The following is a 24,808-nucleotide window of genomic DNA, read 5'->3' on the forward strand; positions in this document are numbered from 1 at the left end:
CGACGGGCGGCCGTGTGAAGGAAATCCGTTCCCCTCGTTCAAAAGTTATAAACCAGCGAGAACTGGAATTCGCGTGGTGGCTGCAGCGACCGAGGCACGAGATACGTGCTCGCCGGCGTGCCCGTGGCGGCATCCTCCGCCCGATCTTCCACCGCGGTCTCCTCCTGCTGGTTGAAGACGTTGAACACATCCATCTTGGCGATCAATCCTTCGGCCCAACGCGGCGAGTACGCGAAGCTCAGGTCGACCTGATACGTCCAGGGCAGACGACCCGCCGTCCCTCGCGGCTTCGGCTCCGACGGACCATCGCGACCGCCCGCTACCGTCGTGCCACAGCGGAAGAACGACGAACCGTACGGGTGAATGCCGCCGTGATACGGATACAGCACGCCCAGACAGTTCTTCGGCCGGCCGGACTGCACGGCCAGATTGGTACCCACCGAGACTTCGTCGGTCAGCGCATAGCTGCCGAACACCTTGAAGGCATGACGGCGGTCGTTCGGCAGATACCCGTACGAGTCCACGGCCAGCTCCTTGTAATCGAAGTCCTGGGTGACGTTGGTGTCGTCCTGACCGATATCGGATTTGACGCCGCCTTCGGTATTGCCCTTGCTGTAGGCCAGCGTATAGGACGCCTGCACGAAGGTCCGATCCCAATTGCCGTCCCAGAACAACTCCAGCGCCTTGTAGGTACGACGCGCCTTCGGCGACAACAGATCGCCGTCGATGGTGGTCTCGGTCAGCGTGCCGTTGCCATAGAAGTCCGTGAGAAACACGGCATCCTCGCCGGGATTGAACATGCGGCAATAAGGGAAGCCGTTGTTCGGCAGCACGAACTGGTCCGGATCGAGCCCGGCGGCCACGCCCGCCTCCAGGATCGGGTTGTAGTCGCAGTTGTCGTCGATGGCGGCCTTCAGCTCGCGATAGATGGCACGCGCACCGATGTTCTGATGATTGGTGATGCGCATCTGCGCGCCGAGGATGTACTCGTCCTGATACATCGGATCCAGATTCTTCGAAGCGATCGTCTTGGCGTTCTTGCCTTCGCCGAACTCACCGTTGATGTAGCGGAACGTGCCGAGCGAGGTCAGCCCGGTGGGCGCACCCGTGGCCGGATCGACTCCGCTGAATGTGTAGTCCTCGCGAGTGAACAACGAAGCGCTCGCGCCGCGAATCGCGACACTTGCCGTCAGTGGCAACGCATAGCGGCCGGCGTTGCCGTACAGCTTCATCGACGAGTCGCCCTTCACGTCCCAGGAGAAGCCGAGTCGCGGACCGAACTGGTTGTTGATCTCGACGTAGGTCTCGCCCTGCCCGTTCAGGTTCTCGAAACTGTCCCAGCGCAGACCCGCCGAGAACAGGAATCGATCGGTGATGTTCCAATTGTCCTCGACATAGAACGCGCGCTGCTTGACCTCCACGGTGGCGCCCTGATTCACGATCTGCTCGCGCACCACGTCGGCGCCCGCCGAGTTGGTCGAGTAACGCCACTGCCGGCCGCCTTCGATCGATTCGCCCGCGACCGACTCGAAGTCATCCAGGTCGTAGCCGAAGCGCACCAGGTGAGCGCCGAGCTGCCATTCGGCATCGACGCGGAACTGATCGCGCTCATCGCCCGCATCCTGGCGTTCGATGCTGCCCGCACTCGCGAAGGTCGACGTTACCGTGCAGCTGCTCGCATACGTACCGGTGAGCGCACGTCGCGCCGCTGGACGAGCGTCGACGATGACGGGACAGCCGGTCGCAGGCGTGTTGAGATCGCCGCTGTAGGCCACGCGTCGCCCATCGGCCGTCGTCAGGTGCAGACCTCGCGAGTACTCGCCGTGACCATACAAAGCCGACACCGTCAGATTGTCGGTGATGTAACTGGTGTACTTGCCCACGACATTCAAGCCACCGCTTTCTTCATACTGCGTGCCGATCAGGCCGAGCCGGTTGGCGCTGCCGAGCGTGTTCAGATACACCTTGCTGGTGGTCTCGTCCTCGTCGGAGAAGCCGGTCAGCTCGAACGAGTTGGCGTCGTTGATGTGCCAGTCGAGCTTCACCAGCCAGGTCGGCGTTTCGGTGTTCTGACTGACATTGGCCGGCTGCGTGACGTTGCCCCAGCGGTCCTGATCGTGCTCGGAGTAGCCGATCAACGCATAGGCGAACAGTTTGTTCTGTATCAGCGCGCCGCTCGCCCAGACATTGGCCGTCCACTCCCCGGTCTCCTCCTCGGAGTTGATGGAACGTACCGTGCCGAAGCTGCTGGGCTCGAGCGGGTTGGAGTACATGTAGTTCTTGGTCTTGCTGCGCAGGGCCGCCGGCGACCAATAGACACTGGACCCCGACTCGAACTCGTTGGTGCCGCGCTTGGTCGTCTGGCTGACGACGCCGCCCAGCGAACGGCCGAACTCCGCGCCATAGCCGCCGGTTTTCACCTGCTGCTCGGCGATCGCTTCGAACGGAATCCGGGAGAAATTCAGACCGCGGAACGAGTTCGTCACATTGAAGCCGTTCACGTAGTACTGGTTCTCCGCGACCGAGGAGCCGCCGAACGACGGCAGCTTACCCTCCGAGAATGCGAAGTCGCCGCGTACCGCGCCAGGCGCCAGCAGCGCCGCCGACGTGAGATCCCGCAGGACCGGGATCTTCGACAGCTGATCGGCGGACAGAACTGTCACCGATTCCACGGAAGAAACATCGATCGGGTTGACGCGCACGGCGGTGACGACGATGTTTTCCATCTGCGCCGAGCCGGCGTTCGTCGTCGCTACAAAGCTCACTGGCGTACCCGTGCCGGCGCTGACCAGCACGCCGTCCCGGATCACCGTCGTGCCATCCTGATGGCGCAATGTGACTTTGTATCTGCCCGGCGAGAGCGCGGGCACTCGATACGAACCATCGGCACCCACGGGAATTTCCCGCCGGAACCCGGTCCCTTCGCCTTCGACGATGACGGTGTCTCCCGAGGTCGCCTGGCCAAACACGCTGCCGCCCGTGCTTTGGGCGAACGCCGCTGGCGTGGTGGCAATCAGGGTGGTGGCAAGCGCGCCGGCCAGCCGACTGGCACTGCGGCGCCCCGCTTGAGAAGGATCGGCTGCTGTCCCACTGACCGAAAGCGCGTGCTTCACGGCCAAGGCAAGTGAATTTCTTATCAACATCGACTGCTCCTCCGTAAGAGATGTTGGTTTTTTGCGCCCCATCCGCATCCGCGCTGACGCGATTGGAATCTCCGCTACCGGTGTCTCCCCCTTAACTTTTGCCTCATCTACTGGCCGGTGCCGGACGGAAGCCGTTGCACGGACGCATCAAAGCGTGTTTCGAGCATACAACTGCAATTTATCGAATGAAAGCCAGATTGCTTGATGTCGCATGAAGTGATAAATCGGAAAAAAACACGCACGAAACCAGCGCATTGCTGTATCCATTCCGGGGCGTAACAAATCGGTTCGTTGTATACACGTGGCGCTTTCACCACGTTCAGTTTGATTTGATCGCGACCGTCGCTCGGGCGATTAGCAGATATGGCTCGCAACCAATGAATCAAAATCAAGGAGATAAAGGTCGAATCCAATCTGTGTCCGGACCGAATATCAGACGGATGAGCGCTGAACCGAAACCCACAACACTCGGCACCGCCTGGACGACATGGGAGCACCAGATCGTCGACGGCCGCTTTACTTTGCGGCGTCATCTGGGCGGCTCGGACCACGCTGCAGTCTTTCTCACCGAGCACAAGGCCAAGAATCTCGCCGAGGCCGCGATCAAATTCGTGCGCGCGGATGCGTCGCAGGCGAAGACTCTGCTGGTGCATTGGCAAGCGGCCATGGCGCTGTCCCATCCTCATCTGGTGCAACTTTTCGAGGTGGGTCGATGGCAGTTCGCAGGGCAGGACTATCTGTTTGTCGTGATGGAATATGGCGACCAGACGCTCGCCGAGATCCTTCGTCGGCGGGCGCTGAGCGCGGAAGAAACATTGGAGTTATTGCCGCCCGTTCTGGACGCGCTGACGTTTCTGCATCGGCGGCAACTGATTCATGGCCGGCTGCGGCCGTCGAATCTCCTGGCCGTCGGGGATCAGCTCAAACTAGCCAGCGATACGATTCGCCGCGACGACCCTGGCGGCTCGACCGCCGGCGATGTTTGGAGCCTCGGCGCGACGCTGGTCGAGGCGCTTTCCCGGCGGGTGTTAATCGCGGGCGATCACTCATTTAATATGGCGTGGTTGCCGAGTGGTTTGCCGGCGTCGCTGGTGGAGACCGTGAGTCGCTGCTTGGCCCCGTCGGTCGCGGACCGCCCGTCGGTCATCGAGCTCAGAGCTGAATATAAACTTCCCTCGCCTTCCTCAGAGGCGACGGCTGCGCCAAAGCCATCGCCCGGCACTTCGCATGCTGCTGCCACTCAAGCGGCACCGCCGAGTGCTTCGCGGCCCAGCTCTCCACCACCGTCGGTGCCCAACTCTTCGCAAGCTAACGGCCTGGCTCAGCCGACGTCGATTGCTTCGCGAGCACACGCCTCGGCTCAGCCGACAGCATCACGAACAGACGTTCCGCCTCAACCGGCACCGATTGCCTCGCGACCAAGCACTCCACCTCAGCCGGTGCCCAACGCTTCACACGCAAGCGCCACGGCTCAGTCGACGTCGATTGCTTCGCGAGTAAACGCTGCAGCTCAATCGACACCGAGTGCCTCACCAGCAGGCGCTTCATCTCAATCGGCTCCCATTGCTTCGCGACCAAGCTCTCCACCTCAGCCGGTGCCCAACGCTTCACACGCAAGCGCCTCGGCTCAGTCGACGTCGATTACTTCGCAAGTTAACGCTGCAACTCAGCCGACACCGAGTGCCTCACCAGCAGGCGTTTCGTCTCAACCGGCACCCATTGCCTCGCGACCAAGCACTCCACCTCAGCCGGTGCCTAACGTTTCACACGCAAGTACTGCGGCTCAAGCAACGTCGATTGATTCGCGAGTAACCGCTCCCACTCACTCCACACCGACCGCCTCATCAGCAAGTATTTCGTCTCAATCGACGCCCGTTTCTTCGCCACCAGGCACTCCACCTCAGTCGGTGCCCAACGTTTCACACGCAAGTACTGCGGCTCAAGCAACGTCGATTGATTCGCGAGTAACCGCTCCCACTCACTCCACACCGACCGCCTCACCAGCAAGTATTTCGTCTCAATCGACGCCCGTTTCTTCGCCACCAAGCCCCCCATCTCAGCCGGTGCCTAACGCTTCGCACGCGAGTACCGCGGCTCAAGCGACGTCGATTGCTTCGCAAGTAGGCGCTTCAACTCAGCCGACACCGACTGCCTCACCAACAGGCGTATCGTCTCAATCGGCGCCCGACGCCTCGCGCACGGGTGCTTCGGCTCAGTCGACACCCAGCACTTCGCAATCGGTCGCTCCGCCTCAATCGACACCCAGCACTTCGCAATCGGTCGCTCCGCCTCAATCGACTCCCGGCATCTCGCAATCGATCGCTCCGCCTCAATCGACTCCCAACGCCGCGAAAACGGCCGTTCGGCCTCAGCCGGCAACCGAAGCCGTACGCGAGACCGCTCGGAGTCAGCCGACATCCACTAGTACGCAGGTAAACACCGCCACTCAGCCGGAGATCGACGTCCTGCGACCAAGCGCTCCGCTGCGATCGATAACGGGCGCCACACAATCAGGTACTCCGCCTGAGCCAGTACTCAAGACCGTACGCGAAGTCGCTCCTGTTCAATCGGCACTTGGTATCCCTAAAGGGAGCGCCCCGCCTCAAACGACACCGAGCACTTCACACGCAAGCGCACCGCTCCAGCCAGTACCGAGCACTTCGCGAGTAAACGCGCCGTCGCAGCCAATATCAGGGGTGTCGCGGGAAATTACTCCGCCTCAGCCGTCGCCGAGTACTTCGCGAGCAAGCGCTTCACCTCAGCCAACCCCGAGCAGTTCGCAAGCGAGCGCTCCGTCTCCGCCGGACCCGAGCACTCCGCAAGTAAGCGCGCCGTCTCAGCCAATGCCAGGAGCATTGCGAGAGATCACTCCGCAGCACCAACCGCAGAGCACCTCGCGACCACGCGCATCGTCACCGCCAGCACCGAGTGCTTCGCAACCAATCACGCCGGTGGCGACTCCAGAAGAGGCGCGAACTAGCGCGCCGAAGTGGCGTTTGTTCGTATCGGGCATAGCCGCTGCCCTGTTGTTATTGCTCGCGATCTGGGGTGGATCTCGGTTCGCGAATGAATCTGAACCGCCCTCGCAAACAACCGCCATCCAAAACCCCACGCCCCCAGCACAATCAGCAACCCAGCCGATAGCCAAGCCTGAACCGACGCCCTCTCAACCGGCGGAGCCGGCAAAACAATCCGCCCAGCCACCAGCAGCGAACGTACTGAGCGAAGTCCTCCCCACCGTTCCAGCAAAAATCCAAAACAAAATCCAAGGCCGCGTCTACGTCACGGTGCGCGTGCTCGTGGATCCCAACGGCAATGTCGTCGGCGTCCTGATGGACAACCCCGGCCCGAGCAAATATTTCGCCCGCCTCTCCGACCAGGCCGCGAGGCAATGGCAATTCGTTCCGGCAGACACGGAAGACTCCCGCGTGTGGCTACTGCGTTTCCAATACACCCGCGACGGCGTCGCGGTCCGCACGATCGAGCAGTGACGTCAGCGAGCCACGACCTCCGCCGGAGACGACTTGAGCTGCAGGGGCGATTCGAAATCGGCGAGATAGAGCAATCGATCCGGCGCCAGTCCATTCACCAGAGCGATGCGCGCCCGGGCAGGCGCAGAGCCGCCCGGCGGACCTTCGGCCAATACAGCGACGCCTCGGTCGAAACCACTCACCTCACTGAGACGAGCCGCCTGCGCCGGCGTACCAACAGACTGCGTCGTGCCGAACGCACCACGCGTCGTAACAACGAGCACAGGATAAGGAATGAGACCGGAGAACTGTGCCTGCTGTACGAGCACGATGTTTCCCGTCGAGTCGTACCAAGCCGTACCGCCAGCCGCGACCATCGCGTCAGACCCGCCGACGAGATCCCGCTCGAATATCTGACCGCTCCTCGCATATAACAACGCACCGTCGTCAGGCCGCAGCCCAACGACCTCCGCCGAAGTCGCCACTTCACGCGGATTGGGCGTCGCCGACACCTCCGCAACGTAAGCTCGCGTCGCCAGCGCCGCCGTGCGAACGGTGTAACCCACACGCTGCCCGACAGCTCCGCCAATCGTGCCCCCCGTCAATGAAACCGTGCTCGCGCTGATCGTTTCGCCGAACGCCAGCGTGTGGCTCACCTGCAATTCCGTCTGCAACTGGCGCGCATCGATAAAGAACAGCCCCTGCCGTCCGGCACGATTCGCCTGAATCAAAATCGACGATTGATTCGCGGCGATCGAGTAATCGAGCACGTCATCCGACGTCGCCGGATCGCTGAGCGCCGAAACCGCAACCGTAGTACTGGGACCAGCCGGGGTCACCGTGTAGAGCGACTTGGTACCGCCGCCCGCAACGGGAGAGGCAAGAAAAAACAAACGCGAGTCGTTCGAGAAGCGCAGCCGGCTGGCGAACACGGCGTTCGTCGGGCTCACCCGGGCCAGCGCGCCCGGCGTCGCGGCGTTGAAAACATACACACCGTCGACGCTTCCCACCCGTGCAACCAACGCAATCCACTGCCCATCAGGGCTGACAATGAACTGATCCGTGTTGCTCGCATCGAGCGGCAACGTCGCCCCCGCCGGCAACGGCACCGCGCCTCTCTGAACCGGCGCCGTGGTGCGCACGAACCCAAGATCGACTCGAGCGGCATTGGTTTGATCTTCCCGTCGATAAGCGACGGTCGTGCCGTTCCGGGACGCGGCGAAGCCACGCAGCCGCATGGTTCCTTCGGTCGCGGCCGTCAGCACGGTGGGAGCGGAAATGAAATCGCTGAGATAGATTTCAGAAGAACCATTCGCCGCCGGATCGCCCGCGAATACGACGCGAAACGGCTCGACGCCGACGAACACCGCGGCGATGCCGATGGCCGAGGCGGCGCTCGAATCGGTCACGCGATATTTGAAACGAGTCACGCCCTTGAAGCCCGCCGGCAGCGCGCCGATGCTGATCGAGGCATTCGCATTGACGGTCGCAGTCCCGGCGAGCGGCCCCTCTTCAATCGTCACGGTGAGCGGATCGGCATCCGCATCGGTGTCGTTCGCTAAAACGGTAACATTCGCCAGTGCCGCGCCGTCCGCGCGCAAGGCGTCGTTCGTTGCCACGGGAGCGCGATTCGGATGCACGTTGATGTTGACGACGCCGGCAACCGTGTTGCCACCCGCATCGCTCACCTGAACCCGAAAACTGTCGTCGCCGAGAAAACTCTGCGAAGGCCGATAAACAAAGGCACCGGCGGGATTGAAGCTGACGAGGGTGCCGCTGCCGGGATTCGCGACGACGGAGAAGGTGAGCGCCTCGCCAGTGGGATCGGTCGCGGCCACCTGGCCCTGCAGATCCGTGTTCTGTTTCGTGGAGAATGCCAGTGGCCCGAACGCGGGAGGTGCATTCGAAGCGCGGCCGCCGCCCCCACCTCCGCCGCCACACCCCGTCAGACTCAGTACGACGACCCCAATCAACGCGTGGTTCACCAACGTCTGCTTCGAGGCGTTCTTCATGACCCCCCCTACACATTCTCAGGTGCTGGGTCACAAAATACTGCAAGAAAGTCGCAAGCTCAGCCAGCGAAACACCTACGATTTCAGCTCGCAGGTCGGAGCGGCGACCGGAAGCGGTCGCCGCCCCATACAAACAAAGGAAATCAATTCACCCGTACCATGGAGAGACGCTCGGCCGGCGTGAGCTCGGACTCGAGCACGACCACGAAGCCGTTGTTGTTCTTGATCAGCTCGGCCTGGCCGCCGGTCAGCTTGCGATCGATCTTCTCCGGCGCGATGTTCCACATGGCGCCCGTTGCCGGATCCACCGCCAGCATGCCGATCAGGCCGCCGAACAGCAGATTGCCCCAGTACCAGCCGGACATCTTCGGAGTCAGCTCGACCTCGGTGACCTTGTAGCCCGGCAATTCCAGCCGCAGCGTATAGCTCTGGCCCGAGAAGTAGCTCTTTTTGGGGTCGAGCGAAATCGTGCACGGGGTCTTTTCCACCGCCACGACATCCGCGATGCCGCCGCCGCTCTTGCGCACCGACGCCGTCGCGCCGGGCGGCTGGGTAGCGATGGAGATCTCACGATTGCCGCCGTTGACGATGGAGGCGCAGCCGCCTGCAAACAGGCTCGCTCCCAGAATACCGAACGCCACCGCGCTCCGAACCAATCCGTTTCGACTCATACGTCCTCCGCCGAGTGTTATTTCTTCTAGCCGTTTAGCAACGGGCGGAGGACGCTAGCCGCGCGCGCCTGACTACGTCAACGATTTCCTCACAAATTCATGACGTAGTCGTCATCCAGCGGCAGCTCAACTCACATTCCTGACAGGATCGCGCAGGTAGACGAAGCGGCCGGCATCGATGGCGCCGAGATCGACGGAGCGCACTTCGGCGTCTCGATGCGGCAGGCCGGCGTGTCGCGCCTCTTGAAACAACTCAGGGGACACCACGCCGCCGACCGCGATGAACTTCACGGATTCCGGCGCTCGCCAGCCGTCGCGAATGGCAGCAACTAGCGCATGAAGCAATTCCGGCGTGAGCACCATGCTGTCGGGCGACGCCGCGTCGATGGCCTGTAGCAGCAACGGCAATTTCAAGCTGGTGTGATTGACGCCCATCGTGTGACGCGGGCGAGCGATCACTTTGGCACCCATCGTCAGCGACACATGCACGCCGACGATGTTTTCCAGCAGGTCCGCCAGCGGCAGCAGACACAAGTGCGTCTGAACGCCGAGTCCCGCGATATCGGCGACCAGAGAATCCGTCACGGCTTGAACGGCATTGTGTTTCAAAGACACCCCCTGGGGCCGATCCGAGGGATAGATTACTTTGCTGATGCCCTTGGGCCATGAGCTGGTCGCGGCCGGCGGGTCGTCACGGCGTAGCAGCGCCAGCCCCGTTCGATGCGAAGTCGCAACGTAGCTGAATGCCGGGTGGTCCTGAGTGAATCGTTCGGCCGAATCCGTGAGGACCCACTCGATGCCGGCGTCCTCGAGCACCTGCGCCACTCGCTCGTGGCCAAGAGAGGGGAGCAAAGGAACATTCACGGCCTCGCTGGCGAGCAGCGCCAGATCGCTGAGAATCCAACGCGCACTGTTCTCGGCGAGCAGTGCGCAGCGACGCACTTTCAAGGATTGGAACCAGCGCCGCTCTGCTGCAACCGAGCGCTGCACATCAGCGTAGCTGAGTCGAAGCGACCCATCGTCGATCGCGGGCAACACGCCGCTGATCGCACTGAGCATGTCGAGAACCGTGCTCGACATGCTCATTTCACCTGCGCTTGCGTCATCTTCGCGCCTACCTGGTGCCTGGCTACCAGGTAAGACGCGGGTTGCGAGGCCGACCAATCGGCCCCGGGATGACAGATGCTTAATTTTGCGCCACGGCTCCCGTGCCGGCTGGCACCAATGGCAGCCACACCGCGCTGGCCGAAGCACCGCCCCGCTCCAGGGTCACGGTTGCTTTTTGATAGTCCTCGCGCTTCGCCAGGAAGATGTTGGTGACATATTTCTGCGGGTTCCGATCGTAGAGCGGGAACAGCGACGACTGCACCTGCACCATGATCCGGTGCCCGGGCTGGAACACGTGGTTCACGACCGGCAGCCGGAAGCGATAGCGCTGGGTTTTCCCGGCCGGGATGGCGCTCGGCCTGGCGAAGCTGTCGCGATAACGGCCGCGGAAGATATCCAGACTGAGCGCCAGTTGATAGCCGCCCATCTTCGGATCGCGCGCCACTTCGTCGGGATACACATCGATCAGCTTGACCACGAAATCGCCATCGGTGCCGGTGGTCTTGGCAAACAATTCCGCGATCGGCGCGCCGGACAGACGCACTGGCTCGGTGAGCACGGGCGTTTGATAGGTCATCACATCGGGACGGCCGTCTGCGTGACGCTGATCGCTCAACAGCCAGTCGCCCCAGCGACCGTCGTCGAAGTTCACCGGCCGCGGCAAATGCGGCACCGGCTTGGCCGGATCGGAAACATAGCTGTCTGCACCCGCGGCGTCCTTGTCGAAGCCCAGGCCGCCATTCGCTTTCAGATAAATGGGCTTGAGCGGTGACGGACAGCCTTGCTCACAAGCGAGCGGCCAGTTGGCGAATCGCTCCCAGCGATCCTCGCCGGTGTTGTAAAGAGTCGCGGCGGGCAGTTTCACGGCCGGGCCGTCTTTCAAATATTGGTTGAACAGTGGCAATACCATTTGCTCGCGGAACTGTGCGGCTGTATCGCCTTCCCACAGCATCGGCCCGAGCGACCGGCCCTCGCGATTGATCTGGCTGTGACGCCACGGCCCCATCACGAGAAAGTTGTTTCCTGTCTTTCCTTTGGCCTGCAGCGCTTGCCACGCCGTGATCGCGCCGTACATGTCTTCCTGATCCCACAACCCTTGTTCCCAAAGCGTCGGGATGTTCGAGGGGTTGGCGGCGAGCAACTTATCGAGCGCCTGGCCTTGCCAGTATTCGTCGTACGCAGGATGCGCGACCATCCGCTGCCACGCCGGCAACTGATCGAAGCCGGACTGCTTCGCCCACTCATCGGCGCCGCCAATGCGCCGAAACTCTTCATAGTGATCGTAGATGCCCGTGCCCGGCTTCTTGCCCGCAGACTTGTAGCCGGTCTGCGTGCCGATCCAGCCGATGTTGGCGAGACGGAACGCGCCGTAATGAAACCAGTCGTCGCCCATCCAACCGTCGATCATCGGGCTTTCCGGCACCGCCACTTTCAGCGCCGGATGCGGATCGAGCAGCGCCATGACCACGGTGAAGCCTTCATACGACGAGCCGATCATGCCGACGCGGCCATTTGATTCGGGCAGGTTGGCCTTGTCGACCAGCCAAGCGATGGTGTCGTGCGCGTCGGTGACGTGATCGACCTTGGTGTCGTTGAGTGGTCCGATCACCGGCCGGGTCAAGACATAGTCGCCTTCGGAGCCGTACTTGCCCCGCACGTCCTGGTAGACACGGATATAACCTGCCTCGACGAACTGCTCGTCGGCCAGTGGCAGCGTCGAGAGAATATTGGGACTGATCATCCGATTGGCCCGCTCGGCCGCGTTGTACGGCGTGCGGGTGAGGATGATCGGCGCGTTGCTGGCGCCCTTGGGAATCACGATCACCGTGAACAGCCTGGTCCCGTCTCGCATCGGAATCATCTCTTCACGCTTCACATAGTTGCGCGCCTCGATCGGCGGCTTGAACTCAGCGGGAATATCCCCCGCCGGCGGCGCGGGCTGTTCCGACGCCATTCCGGTTCCTGTGCCCGCCACTAGAGCGGCGGCGACGATCCACTCGAATTTGAGCTTCATCCGCGCTGAGTCCTTTGAATTCACGGCCAACCCCGTGCAGGAATTCTAGACGACTTTCGGCGGATGACAGCGGGGTGACAGTCATTTCATCCCGCCACGGAGCCTGCCCCTGCTTGCGGTGCCGGCACCAGAACTTTGATTTTCTCGGCCAGCATGCCGGAGCCGAAATTACGCAGCCGTTCGAGGAACGTCGGCGTGATCTCGAAGCCACGAGGGACCAGCAACGTTCCCATCTGGGTTCTCAAGTCTTCCATGAGGGTCATGCCAGGCTGCACCAGCCGCAGCGGCAGCTCATGAATCTCGCGACTGCCGGAAGCGGCGCCGAGGAATGCGGCGAACCTTTCGATCAATGACTCGCCGTAGCGCGCAGCCCTGCTGCGTACGGCCTGCATGGCGACATCGCAGCCATGCCCCTGGGCGACCAGGCTGTCATGGTCGAGCACCAGGGCCAGGATCCGGGCGCCCAGGCCGATCGTGCCCTCGCCGAGCACTCGTAGTTCAGCATCCGAGGCATTCAGTGCAGCCAGAATCTGCAGGACGGGCTCGAGACGCGGAATGTGCCCGAGCAGTTTGCTGGCAACGTGCGGAACTGCGTCCGCCAGGGCTTGCTCCTCGGACGTGAGCCGTTCGCCATAGTACAGTTTCTCGACCAGCTCCACGGGCAAGGACAGATAGCCGAGCTGCGACAGCATCGATGCCGCATCGAGCTGCCAGAAATCCGGGCAGCCGAGCTCAGCGGCAAAACTCATCGCCTGTCGCCGCACGCGGCTCGCCCGGCCGAACGCCACCGGATTGGTGATGGCCAGCACGTCGATCAGCGCTCGAATGCAGCCGATCAATGTTTCCTGGAGTATCGAGCGTTCGGCATGCATCAATCGATGCTGCATCACCGCCGCATCGATGGCGGCTTTCAGCTGATCGGGCGGGCACGGCTTGGTGAGAAAGCGAAAGATCTGTCCCTCATTCACCGCCAGCACCGCCGCGTCGCGCCCGGGATCGCCCGTCAGCAGGATGCGGCTCACGTCCGGCTGCGCTCTCATCACCCGCTTCAGGAACGTGGCGCCATCCATCGCGGGCATGCGCATGTCCGACACGACGACCGCCACCCCCGGCAATTCCTTGAGTTTGCGCAGCCCCTCCTCGCCGCTGGCGGCAGTGTGCACCTCATAGGCCTTGCGCAATGAAAGTGCCAGGCTCTCCACTACCCGAGCCTCGTCGTCAACGCACAGAACGATCGGCCGTCGCTGTTGGTCGGTCACGTCACCAGGCCTCCGGTTTGATCGGTCGACACGCGCCGTTGTGCTTCGGACCAGTCGAATGGCGCACTCAGCATTTGCAGATATCGATCGTCCAATGCCGCGCACGCGTGATGCGGAATGCCCACGATGAGCGGATCCTCGGCCATGACCAGACGCTCCGCGGTGACCAACGCCGCGAGCACGTCGAACTGCCTCGCGCCTGACCTCTCGGGCTCGTATTGAAATGCAATCGCTTCGACGACGGCGTAAGGCAGGCCCCACAGTCCGAGCAGATATGCGCCGACTTCCGCATTCGATGCGCCGATGACCCTGCGCTCGGCCTCGTGCAGTGGAATGTCTCGAGCCCTTGCCTCAGCGCTCGCCCGCGCCAGATCCTCCGGCCGCTCCTGCAAGAGCACCCGATAGCCAATGTTATAAAACAGCCCCGCCAGCAAGGCGTCGTCGAACATTGCGGTTCCGTGCGAGAGCGCGCTGACCGCCGCCGCGACTCGATGAGCGCGCGCTTGCAGCCGTTCCGGCTCGAGGCCGGCCACGATGACTCCAGGCTGCCACAAGGAAAAAACCTCGACGGACAGCACCGCGGTACGGATGGCGTTGAAGCCGAGGTAGCTGATCGCCTGGTCGATACGCGTGATCCGGCGTGTCACGCGAAAGAACGCGGAATTGACCATCTGCAGTACCTTTGCGGCGATGGCCGGGTCCTCGTGGACAATGTCGGTCACTTCTCGCACACATACATCGGGTTTCAGCAACGCGGCATGCAGCTTGGCAAAGATCCGCGGGATCGCCGGCAAGCGCGCGAGGTGTCCCACGCTTGCCCGCATTCGGGAATCGGTCAGCAGCTCGTGCATCTGCAGGCACCGCTCCATGGCGCTTTCGATCTGGTTCTCCTCGCAGGGTTTACCAAGATACTGATGCGCGAGCGTCAACAGGCGTTTCGACTGCTCGTTCTCGGCGTGGCCGGACAACACGATGCGGATCGTCTCCGGCCAGCGATCGCGCACGATCGAAAGCAACTGCGCACCGTCCATCCCGGGCATCCGCATGTCGGACACGAGCACATCCACTGGCCGCAGTTCCATCTCCGCGATGGCTCGCGACGCACTTTCCACGAATATCATTTCCCAACGAGAGCGCAGCCCGCGCAATCTGCCGCGCAATCCATCGAGCAACGCGGGCTCGTCGTCGACAAAGAGCACTCGTTTCATGCGGCGACCTTGCCTTCGCGGCCGCGCACGGGAAGCAGGACCGCGAAGCGGGTGCCGATATCCAATGTGCTGCTCACCTCGATTCGCCCGCCGTGCTTATCCACCACGATGGAACGGGCGATCGCCAACCCCTGTCCGGTGCCGCGTCCGACCTCCTTGGTGGTGTAGAACGGGTCGAAAATCTTGTCCAGATTTTCGGGGGCGATACCGCAGCCATTGTCCGCGATGGCGATCTCGACCCGCTCGCCGAGCGCTCGCGTCGTGATCGTAATCCGGCCCGTGCAGGCATCCTTGTCGGAGTCCTGGATGGCGTGCGCCGCATTGACGATCAAATTGAGGAACACCTGGTTCAGCTCGCCCAGGTTACAAACGACCGCCGGCAGTTCGCCGAGCTGAAGATCGATATGAGCGGCATACTTGTACTCGCTGCGTGCCACGGTGAGGGTAGTGGCGATCGCGTGATTCAGATCCGCGGCGACGTGTTCTTCGCCATGTGGATATGCGAATTCGCGCATCGCGCGGACGATCGACGCGACCCGCTCGGTCCCCTCGAGCGAGCGGACAAAGGCTTTCGGCACCTCCTCGGAAAGGAAATCCAAGTCGCAGGCGGTTTCGAGCGCCGTCAGACGGTCCCGGGCATCTGCGCTCGAAGCGCTGCGCGGATCGTGTGCCGCCGCTCGATATTCCTGCAGCAAGCTCGCCAGGTCGGCAAAGGCCGACTGCAGGAAATGGACACTGTCAGCCACGTACTGGATGGGGGTGTTGATCTCGTGGGCGAGACCGGCGGCGAAACGGCCGATCGACTCGAGCTTCTGCGCGAGCCGAAGCTCCACTTCGACCCGCTCGCGTTCGCTCATTTCCATCTGCAGCCGCCGTTGCAGAGCGCGTTCCATATCGTCACGTTCGCGGCGCGCGGAGATGTCCGCACCGAGCGTGACGTAGTGAGTGATCTCGCCTGCTTCGTTGCGGAGTGGCGTGGTCGTGAAACCCGCCCAGAAGGTCGACCCGTCATCGCGGGCGAACTGGGTTTCGAGCGCCGCCGGGCGCCCCTCGTCCAACGTGCGCCGGAGCTGGTCTCGAGTGGCGGGATCGAGGATGCGATCCGCTATCACCGTCACGCTGCGACCGATCAGGTCCTCGGGATGTCGGTAGCCATGCGCCAATGCCAGGGCCCAATTCACATAGACGATGGGTCGCCTCGACTGTCGCGCGTCGACGATCATGAAGTGCGTGGTGGACGCATTCAGGGCGGCATTGCGCAGCTCCAAGGCGGCGCTGACCTGATTCGTCGCCGCGACTTGTGTTTCGAGCTGCGCCTGCAGCTGCTGCAATCGTCGCTGCGCAAGCAACAAGTCTTCGCTGATTGACATGGACCGGCCTGTAGTGTCGACAGGTCCGACTGCGCCTGCCATTCCTCGACGGTATCGGCAGACGCCACTCCGGAACTGAATACGGAATGTCAACTAATCTCCGCGCCGACTTGCGGCGCAACAGCCTGGGCCGGCCGCGGATCAGCTTACGCCCGTTTCCAAGTCAACACGCAGGCTCTCCCTGATTTGTCGTTCCCTCCCGCCAGCGCGCCCTCAGAGGGTCGTTATCAGGGTTATCTCTTCAGCGCGCCGGCGATTCGGACCGCGCGGACCCGGGCGGTTCATCGGCCGAACGGCGCGTCGATCGAGGCCTGCGGCTGCGTGAACCATTTCGGTCCCTGCTCGCTCATGTAGAAATGATCTTCGAGCCGGACGCCGAACTTGCCCGGGATCACGATCATCGGCTCATTGGAAAAGCACATGCCCGGCGCGAGCGGTGTGCGATCTCCACGCACCAGATACGCCGGTTCGTGAATGCTGAGCCCGATGCCATGGCCGGTACGATGCGGCAGGCCGGGCAATTTGTAATCCGGGCCCAGCCCCGCGCGCGTGAGAAACCCGCGCGCGGCGGCATCGACCGCCTGGCATTCGGCCCCCAGCTGTGCGGCGGCAAACGCCGTCGCCTGCGCCTCATGTTCGAGATCCCAGATCCGGCGCTGCTCTTCGGTCGCTTTGCCGAAGATATAAGTGCGCGTGATATCCGAGTTATAGCCATGCACGGCCGTGCCGGTATCGATCAGGACGATATCGTTCTCGCGCAGCTGCTGTTCGCCCGGCAAACCGTGCGGATACGAAGTCGCTTCGGCGAAGTGCACGATACAGAAAGTGTTACCGGCGGTGCCCAACTTGCGATGCGCATCTTCGATGAAACGACGCACGTCCGCAGTCGAGATGCCCGGCGCCAGAACGCGCGCCGCGCGGCGGTGGACTTCGAGCGTCAGGTTCTTTGCGTACTGCATGAGTGCGAGCTCGGCCGCCGACTTGTACATGCGGCAACCGTTCACGACCGACGAGCCATCCTGCTTTTTCAGCGTCGGCGCGGCGGCGCCGAGGCGCACGACCATCTCGTAAGGAAGCGCCGGATCGATCGCGACAACATTCGCTTGCACGTCACGCAAGGTGCTGGCGACCAACGCGAAGGGATTTTCATCCTCTTCCCACAAACGCACGTCCGCCTCGATCTCCAGCACCGCTTCCAGCGAACCGCTCTCGAACGTGGGACAGATCATGACCGGCTTGCCGTTGACCGGCAGGATCATCGCCACCAACCGTTCGCTGGCGCCCCAGGGAACGCCCGCGAAATATCGCAAGCTCGCGCCTGCATTGATGATCGCCGCATCGGCACCGGCATCACGCGTGAGACGCCGCGCGCGTTCGAGCCGCTGCAGTCGTTCGTCGCGGCTGATCGGCGGAGGAGCGGCAAAGTCCACTTTGAGAGCAGCCAGCTCAGCCGCGATTGTCGATCCACCAATGCTCATATGCGCTCCCCAACAACATCCAGGTTCAGCCGAAGCGATCCGGCGAGTATGCGCGCGCATCGATGAACGGCGCGCGTTCCATGACGTGGTCGGCAACCAGGCGTCCCGTGGCCGGCGCCAGCGTCATGCCGAGCGTATTATGCCCTGCCGCGATCATTACGTTACCCAGCCGTCGCGGCCGACCGATGATCGGCAGACTGTCCCGATCGTGGACTGACGTGCTTGCTCAGCGGTGCAGCGTCGCGCGAATTGAGCTCACGGGGCAGGAATGCCGTTACGGAACGGATCTTCGGGCTTTCTCACCAGGGTTCCTTCCGCACAGATGTAGGCGCGGCCACGAATGGCCGGCACGACGCGTCCTTCCGCATCCAACCGATAGCTGGCCTGGAAACGACCGCCGATCACGCTTTCCTGAGTCCATACCTCGCCCGGCTTCAATTGACCGTGGGCGGCGAGACACGCGAGCTTGGCACTCGTTCCCGTGCCACAGGGCGAGCGGTCGTATTCATCCCCCGGGCATAGAACAAAGTTCCGACTGTCCGAGCCGGTGTCGGCGGCGGAACAAAACAGTTCGATGTGGTCGATCTCGGCACCGTTCGCGCCCGTGATGCCCCGCTCGCGCAAGGCCCGGCGGATCTGACGGGTCACCTGAGTCAGCTGAGGAATGCACTCCGGGCGGATCGGCGTGTGAGTCCAGTCCACGAGGAAGAACCAGTTGCCGCCCCACCCCACGTCGCCGCGCAACGGCGGATAGCCGTCGATGGCGACGGTGACATCGGCGAGATGCACGAAGCTCGGCACGTTCTCCAACGTCGCTTCATTGGCACCATTCATCTGCAACGTCACCACGCCGACCGGCGTTTCGAGTTTGATCTGCGGAGCGCGAGCGCGACCGAGATAGGCCAGCGTCACAGCGACGCCAATCGAGCCGTGACCGCACATTCCAAGGAAGCCGGCGTTGTTGAAGAAGATGACGCCCGCCTCGCATTCCGGATCGGTCGGCGGACACAACAGGGCGCCCACCAGCGCCGCCGAACCCCGCGGCTCCAGAATCAAGGCACGCCGGACGTCGTCGAAGTCCCGCGCAAACACGGCGAGCTGCTGCTTCAATGTGCCGCCGCCCAGGTCGGGCCCGCCCGAGATCACGACCCGAGTGGGTTCGCCTTCGGTGTGCGAATCAATGTAGCGCATGGGGCGTCCTCAGAGTCCGGGGCGAAAAAAAGCAGCCGGCAGACCGCGACAAGCGTGCCGGCATTTGGTAAATGTCACGCTGTCCTTTCGGCATGACATTTACGTGAACGCTCCATTGCCAGTCGCCTCGTTCCTGAGCAGCCTGCGCGATCCGTTCACAGCCGGCACGTTGTTCGATCATCTGCCCGACATTGTCTATTTCATCAAGGATCGAGCCGGGCGCTATCTGGAAGCCAACGAAACACTCGTGCATCGCTGTGGCGTGACGCAGAAGGCCGACGTCATCGGCCGCACGCCATCGCAGCTGTTCGGCGCGGATTTCGGCGAGCACTACGAAGAACAGGACCGCACGGTGCTGGAGCACGGCCGTTCGCTGGTGAACCTGCTCGAAATGCACATGTACAAGAACCGGCACGTCGGCTGGTGCCTCACCACCAAGCTGCCGCTCTACGACAAGTGCAACGCCATCATCGGCCTGGTCGGCGTCTCGCAGGACCTGAAGATGCCGGACGTGAGCTCCGAAGATTTTCAGCACATTGCCGCCGCGATTGCCGTGGCCCAGGACAATCTCTCGGCCACCACCACAGTGGCGAACATGGCGGAAGCGGCGAAGATGTCTGAGTATCAACTCGACCGCCGCATGAAACGGGTGTTCGGCATTTCCACCGGCGAATGGTTGCTCAAGACCCGGCTCAGCGTCGCGCGCCACCGGCTGGTCGAAACCGACCTGCCCATCGCCGCCATCGCGCTCGAAGTCGGCTATGCCGATCAAAGCTCGTTCGCGCGGCAGTTCCGGCAGACCATCGGCCTGCCGCCGCTGCAATTCCGCAAGCTCGCAAGCCGGCGTCACGGCGAAAGCTGACTGCTCGAAGCGCCGGCAGCCGTGCCCGGCTTCGCCAGTTCACGCAGGAAGAACTCGAACCGCCGGCGATTGTAGTGAGGCAACGGCGCCAGCCAGTGACTGCCATTCGGCACGATCAACAGCTCGAAGGGTTTGTTGGCCACTATCAGCGCATCGACCAGCCGCAGCGTCGCCGCGAGCGGCACGTTCTCATCGAGCTCTCCATGGGCCAGCAACAACTTGCCCGCGAGCTTCGGCGCCCAGGTCACATTCGAATTGTCCATGTAATGTTGGCCGAGCGGATACCCCATCCATTGCTCGTTCCAGATGGCTTTATCGAGCCGGTTGTCGTGGTTGCCGGAAGCGGACACACCCACCTTGTAGAAATCCGGCCGCTCGGTCATCGCGCGCACCACATCGTACCCACCGGCCGAAAAGCCATAGATGCCCACAGCCGACGCATCCATATAAGAGCGCTTGGCCGCCAGCGACTGGATCGCCGCGATGTGATCATCGAGACCCACGGCATGCAGGTTCTTGTAGGCCGGATCGAGGAACGCCCGCCCTCGCCCCGACGTGCCTCGGCCGTCGACCACGACGACCACGAATCCCAACTCCGCCATCGAGAAAGCCGCGTCCACTCGCAAGGCATCCTTGAACGATTTGGGCGCCGTGATGGCGTGCGGTCCCGAATAGATGTATTCGACGACCGGATAGCGCTTGCCCGGGTCGAAGCTCGAAGGCTTGTAGGTCGCGCCATACAGCGGCGTCCTGCCATCCGCCGCGAGCGTCGTGAACGGTTCGGGAAGTCGCAGGCCCCGTTGCGTCAGCTCGCTGATGTCCGCGCGTTGCAGTTCCATCACCACCGCACCGTCACGCGTACTGCGCAGAACACTGCGGGTCGGCTGCTCGATGGTCGAGATGTTATCGACAAAGAAGCGACCATCCGGTGAAACGTACGTATCGTGATCCGCCGCCTCCGGCGTCAGCAGCGTCATCTTGCGACCGTCGTTCTCGATGCGATAGAGATGGCGCAGGTAAGGATCACGTCCCTGCTCCCGCCCGCGGCCAACGACGAACACCGCCTTGCCTGACGCATCGTTGCCTGCGATGTCCACCGCCGTCCACTTACCGGAGGTGAGCGCGGTCTTTGCGCCTCGCGGACTCACTCGCAATACTTGTTTCCAACCCGCCCGATCATCCGACAGCCAGAACGCGGCGTTCGCCTCGAGCGAATAAGTCCAGCGATGCCCATAGAAATCGACAAAGAGATCGGACTCGTCGGCGTACAACTGCGTCGACCGCCCAGTGGCTGCATCGGTCGAGTACAGGCGCACCGCCTGGTAGCCACGATCAGCAATTCTCTGCAGGACGGCACCGCTATCGCGGGTCCAATGGAATTCCGGTGCACCCCACCAGTAGAGCATCTCTTTCACTGGCGACTCGACCCGGGTCACCGCGCCCGTTGCGGCGGTAACGATGACGGTGTGTGCCGTCGCCAGATGCTCATCACCGGTGAACGGGTAGATATAGTCGAATACGCGCGGCGGCCCTCCATCGGGAGGCGTCGACTGAACCGCGCTCAGATGCCGCGCTCCCGCCAGATTCATCTGATAAGTGGCGAAGCGCTGAGAATCCGGCGACCACTCGACATACACATCGAGCACTGGCGTGGAGGTTCCTTGCGCGGCCATATCCTTCAGACTGGGAATGGGCAGCGCATACGGCGTTTGCGCAGAACCGTCAGTGGTGAGCTGGCGCACCTGGCCACTCGCGGTCTGTTGCAAATAAAGGTTGTAATCGCGAACCAGCACGCGCCAGCGCTTGTCCGGCGACAGAGCGACGTTCGAGACGCCTTTGCTGAGCTCGTGAGTCGTCGTCGAATACGTCCAGCGTTCGCCTCGTAGCTCGAACGAGAACGCCTTTGTATCGAAATCGAAGCTGGCATCGTCGAACTCGCCCGGGCTCGCCTGCCCCGTCGCCGCCTCGAACGCGGCCGCGAGTCGCGCCCGGTCGAACAGCGGCTCGATCGACTTCTTCGCCGGATCCACTCGCAGATACTCGACGCCACCGACGCGATCCGCCGCGAACCAGAACTGCGAGGAGCGTGCACGCCACTGCGGCGTCAGTTGTTCACCCCGGACCAGCTTTTCCAGCTGGTCCGGGGTCACGGACAGTGCGCGCGAGAGCAACGTTTCCAACGATGAATCGGCCAGCACCGGTGCCGACATGACACCGCACAGGAACACCCCGAGGAGTCTTTTCATCACGATCCGTTCGCCCTCGACGAAACCAGCCAGCGATCAGAACTTCTTGTTGAGCTCGACGAACGCCACCCGCCCACGCACGTCGATCCGGCGCGGATCGTAGGGCGAGGTTCGCCCGTCCACCAGGTCGATGAACGGGAAGTCTTCATCGAACAGATTGCGCACGCCTGCCGTCACCGCAACCCCCTCGAGCAGCGTCGAATCGCCTCGATATCGATAGCTTCCCGACAGATCCACGGTGGTGTAACCATCCACCTCTTCCTTGACCGCGGAGCCAATGCCGGCGGGAGGATTGTTGATCGAGTAGGCCTGAATCGTATTGGTATAGCTCGAGCTGTTGTGCACGGACAGATTGCCCGTCCAGTTGCCTTCCGGACTTGCCCAACCGGCACGCACCGTCGCGCGCAGTCGATCCACGCCTTCGTAGGTGCCGCGCAATTCCTCGACCGGCCCACCGTCGTAAACCTGCTCCTCGAACGTATCCGTGTACACACCCGAGGCGCCCAGCGTGAAGAAATGCCCGCCGCCGGTCCGCCATCCGTACGTCAGATTCATGTTCCATGCATGCGAAGTCTGACCGGCGATGTTGATGTTGCGCAGGAGGACATTGGTGAGATTGCCGCTCGCGTCGCGTAGCACGGCGTTGCCGAACAGCTCCGGATGGCTCACGACGAAAGACGCATCCTGGCTGAAATAGTTGTAGACCCCGGAGATACGATCGGTGAATTCAGTGTTGTTGTAAGTGAGCGATGCCTTGAGGCCCGCGCCCGTCGCATCGAGCCACTCCCAATCGGCGCCGACGGTCCAGATCTCGGCCTTCTCGGGTCCGAGGTCGGGAGAAGGAGCATAGGAGACGTGCACGGGCACCTGCGCCGCGCCGCCCGGCGCGAGCGGATCGAACACCTGAGTGTCGTAGTCATAGGATGCGCCGGCGAGATCGTGCACGACCGGAGCCCGGAACGCCTTGTTCCAGCTGGTGCGCAATCGCAGGTTCGAGATTGGCCGCCAGGACAGGCCGACCATCGGGCTGGTGTCCGAGAACTCTTCCATCTTGTCCCGGGTGCCGTCGTGATTGAAATCGCCCTCGGCGTTGTACCGATCCCAGCGCGCGGCCAGCGTCAACTCGAGGGACTGACCGGAGCCACCCGCGGCGCTCATGAGCGGAATTGCAAACTCCGCGCCCAGCGACTCAGCCGTACGATCGCCCTCGGGTTGATTGGCGCCAAAGCCGGCCCACTCGAGCGTGTCCTTGCGACGCTCGGCTGCGAACGAGGCCTTGACGGCGCCCGACGGCAACTCGAACAGCTCACCGTCGGCCTGCAACGCGAACGCAGTGAGCGTCGACTCGATCTTGTTATGCCGCTGGCCCATCCAGAAGCTGACGATGCGGTTCAGCGTCGCTTGATTCTGGGCGGTGCCGTTACCGAACAGGTTCAGTGCGGTCTGGGGATTGGAGTCCGCCAGCGCCGCGATGACCGCGGGATCGGCGGTGGAGACCCACGAATACGTATGGAGCGACTCCTCGTTCGCGCGAGTCCCATACACCTGCAACCGCCAATCGCGCGGCAGGGTGATGGTCGCACCGAACGTTCCCTGCAGGAGCTCCTGATCCGCCTCGCGATAAGTCGAAGGAATGCGGCCGGCATCGCGTTCGGTGTCGAACAGATAGGTCACGCTCACCGGCGTGCCGTAGGGATTGAAGGCGTTCGAGGCTGGCACCGAGGCCGAGTACACGGCGAGTGGAATTTCGTAGTTGTCCGTGTCGTTCTTCGAGTAGAACGCATCGAGGAACAGCGTGACGTTCGCGCCCACATCCTGCTCGACGTTGATGTAAGCCGACGTCGACTTCAATTCCGGCGACGCGTATTCCGCGATCGATGACGTGGGAACCCGGTTCGCGGTCGAAACGTCACCGGGCACGAAACCGGTGCCGTCGTTACCCGCCGGCAAAGTACCGAGGCCAGTGATCACGCCCGTGGCCGCAAAGGTCGTCGAGCGCAGGTCATAACCACCGCGGTTCCGGAAGTCCTGCGTGGTGAAGCCCAGCTCTTTGTTGGTCACCGGATCGGAGTGGCGATAGCTCGCAACGCCGGTGAAGCGCCCGGTCTCCCAGCCGAAACTCAAATCCTGCGACAGGCTGGAAGCGTCGCCGCCGTTGCTGCTGTTCTCGTAGCCCACCTGAGTGTTGGCTTCGAACTGCGTGCGCTTCTTGAGAATGATGTTGACCACGCCGCCGACCGCATCGGCACCGTAGATGGCCGCGGCCGCGGTGGGCAACACTTCGACCCGCTCGATCGCGCTGACCGGAATCGTGCTCACGTTCACCGAATCGCCATACATGATCGAAGAGCTGGCGGTGCGGCGGCCGTTGATCAGCACCAGCGTCGACTTCGCGCCGAAGCCGCCCAGATCCACCTGCGAATGCCCCACCGACCCGGCAGGCACCTGACTGTTGTTATCCATCGCACCCATCGAACCGCGACCGAATGCCTGCGGGATGGAGCGGAAAATGTCATCGGCAGTCGACAACCCCTGCAGCTTGATGTCCTCGCTGGTGAGCGTCAGGACCTGGCCACCGGGATTTTCGTGACCACGGATTTGCGAACCCGTGACAGTGACCTCTTCGATCTCCGAGGCATCGACCTTATCGGTGGATTGAGCAACGGCGCCCGTGGCAACCATCAACTCGGCGAGTGCAAGCAGCGGCAGTGTAATTTTATTCATGTCTATCCTGGCCAGTGAGATAGCGGCGACCGTGTCGGTCGGACGGGGCGAGA

16 protein-coding genes and 1 pseudogene are annotated in these 24,808 nt (G+C 62.6%); 3 read left to right on the forward strand and 14 right to left on the reverse strand.

Going from position 1 to position 24,808, the window contains the following annotated elements:
* Positions 1 to 38: 38 nt before the first annotated feature.
* Positions 39 to 3,143: a TonB-dependent receptor gene (locus EKO19_RS20065; RefSeq protein WP_175597122.1), complete on the reverse strand. Its 3,105-nt coding sequence runs from the start codon at positions 3,141 to 3,143 to the stop codon at positions 39 to 41.
* 107 nt (positions 3,144 to 3,250) lie between these two features.
* Positions 3,251 to 3,796 (reverse strand): hypothetical protein, encoded by a 546-nt coding sequence (locus EKO19_RS39220; protein WP_246038918.1) that lies wholly within the window; start codon positions 3,794 to 3,796, stop codon positions 3,251 to 3,253.
* Between EKO19_RS39220 and EKO19_RS39925 the strand changes: the two are divergent.
* A pseudogene (locus EKO19_RS39925) lies at positions 3,677 to 4,012 on the forward strand (protein kinase); the annotation flags it as partial. The gene EKO19_RS39220 and the pseudogene EKO19_RS39925 overlap by 120 nt on opposite strands.
* 2,127 nt (positions 4,013 to 6,139) lie before the next feature.
* Positions 6,140 to 6,634: a hypothetical protein gene (locus tag EKO19_RS39225; RefSeq protein WP_246038919.1), complete on the forward strand. Its 495-nt coding sequence runs from the start codon at positions 6,140 to 6,142 to the stop codon at positions 6,632 to 6,634.
* Between the two features lie 2 nt (positions 6,635 to 6,636).
* On the opposite strand, the gene EKO19_RS20075 is transcribed toward EKO19_RS39225, so the two are convergent.
* The 10 genes from EKO19_RS20075 to EKO19_RS20120 form a co-directional block, all read right to left on the reverse strand.
* Entirely contained in the window at positions 6,637 to 8,625 is a 1,989-nt protein-coding gene (locus EKO19_RS20075; protein ID WP_129778219.1) for an Ig-like domain-containing protein, read from the reverse strand.
* 143 nt (positions 8,626 to 8,768) lie between these two features.
* Complete coding sequence (locus tag EKO19_RS20080) at positions 8,769 to 9,296, reverse strand: peptidase associated/transthyretin-like domain-containing protein (protein ID WP_129778220.1); 528 nt, start codon at positions 9,294 to 9,296, stop codon at positions 8,769 to 8,771.
* Positions 9,297 to 9,422: 126 nt separating this feature from the next.
* The gene (locus tag EKO19_RS20085; protein WP_157995349.1) at positions 9,423 to 10,376 is read right to left on the reverse strand and encodes an AMP-binding protein; all 954 of its coding nucleotides are present in this window, start codon (positions 10,374 to 10,376) and stop codon (positions 9,423 to 9,425) included.
* Positions 10,377 to 10,482: 106 nt separating this feature from the next.
* Positions 10,483 to 12,417, reverse strand: coding sequence for a CocE/NonD family hydrolase (locus EKO19_RS20090; protein WP_129778222.1), 1,935 nt, complete (start codon positions 12,415 to 12,417; stop codon positions 10,483 to 10,485).
* An 86-nt stretch (positions 12,418 to 12,503) separates the two neighbouring features.
* Entirely contained in the window at positions 12,504 to 13,676 is a 1,173-nt protein-coding gene (locus tag EKO19_RS20095; RefSeq protein WP_157995350.1) for an HD domain-containing phosphohydrolase, read from the reverse strand.
* Positions 13,673 to 14,884 carry an HDOD domain-containing protein gene (locus tag EKO19_RS20100; protein WP_129778224.1) on the reverse strand — a complete coding sequence of 404 codons (1,212 nt, stop codon included), beginning with the start codon at positions 14,882 to 14,884 and terminating at the stop codon, positions 13,673 to 13,675. Before EKO19_RS20100 ends, EKO19_RS20095 begins: the two co-directional genes overlap by 4 nt.
* The gene (locus EKO19_RS20105; protein ID WP_175597123.1) at positions 14,881 to 16,254 is read right to left on the reverse strand and encodes a sensor histidine kinase; all 1,374 of its coding nucleotides are present in this window, start codon (positions 16,252 to 16,254) and stop codon (positions 14,881 to 14,883) included. Before EKO19_RS20105 ends, EKO19_RS20100 begins: the two co-directional genes overlap by 4 nt.
* A gap of 281 nt (positions 16,255 to 16,535) precedes the next feature.
* Positions 16,536 to 17,732, reverse strand: a complete 1,197-nt coding sequence (locus EKO19_RS20110) for a M24 family metallopeptidase (RefSeq protein ID WP_129778226.1) — start codon at positions 17,730 to 17,732, stop codon at positions 16,536 to 16,538.
* Positions 17,733 to 17,757: 25 nt separating this feature from the next.
* Complete coding sequence (locus EKO19_RS39555) at positions 17,758 to 17,928, reverse strand: FAD-dependent oxidoreductase (RefSeq protein ID WP_129778227.1); 171 nt, start codon at positions 17,926 to 17,928, stop codon at positions 17,758 to 17,760.
* 59 nt (positions 17,929 to 17,987) lie between these two features.
* Entirely contained in the window at positions 17,988 to 18,923 is a 936-nt protein-coding gene (locus EKO19_RS20120; RefSeq protein WP_129778228.1) for a proline racemase family protein, read from the reverse strand.
* A 103-nt stretch (positions 18,924 to 19,026) separates the two neighbouring features.
* On the opposite strand from EKO19_RS20120, the gene EKO19_RS20125 reads away from it, so the two are divergent.
* Positions 19,027 to 19,785: an AraC family transcriptional regulator gene (locus EKO19_RS20125; protein WP_217705471.1), complete on the forward strand. Its 759-nt coding sequence runs from the start codon at positions 19,027 to 19,029 to the stop codon at positions 19,783 to 19,785.
* Here EKO19_RS20125 and EKO19_RS20130 read toward each other — a convergent pair.
* Together EKO19_RS20130 and EKO19_RS20135 are read right to left on the reverse strand one after the other, a co-directional pair.
* The gene (locus EKO19_RS20130; RefSeq protein WP_129778230.1) at positions 19,770 to 22,031 is read right to left on the reverse strand and encodes a S9 family peptidase; all 2,262 of its coding nucleotides are present in this window, start codon (positions 22,029 to 22,031) and stop codon (positions 19,770 to 19,772) included. The genes EKO19_RS20125 and EKO19_RS20130 overlap by 16 nt on opposite strands.
* 36 nt (positions 22,032 to 22,067) lie before the next feature.
* Positions 22,068 to 24,755 carry a TonB-dependent receptor domain-containing protein gene (locus tag EKO19_RS20135; RefSeq protein WP_129778231.1) on the reverse strand — a complete coding sequence of 896 codons (2,688 nt, stop codon included), beginning with the start codon at positions 24,753 to 24,755 and terminating at the stop codon, positions 22,068 to 22,070.
* Positions 24,756 to 24,808 lie beyond the last annotated feature (53 nt).

Origin of the sequence: Peristeroidobacter soli, from assembly GCF_004138485.1 — a bacterium.
In the GTDB taxonomy this organism is placed as follows: domain Bacteria; phylum Pseudomonadota; class Gammaproteobacteria; order Steroidobacterales; family Steroidobacteraceae; genus Steroidobacter; species Steroidobacter soli.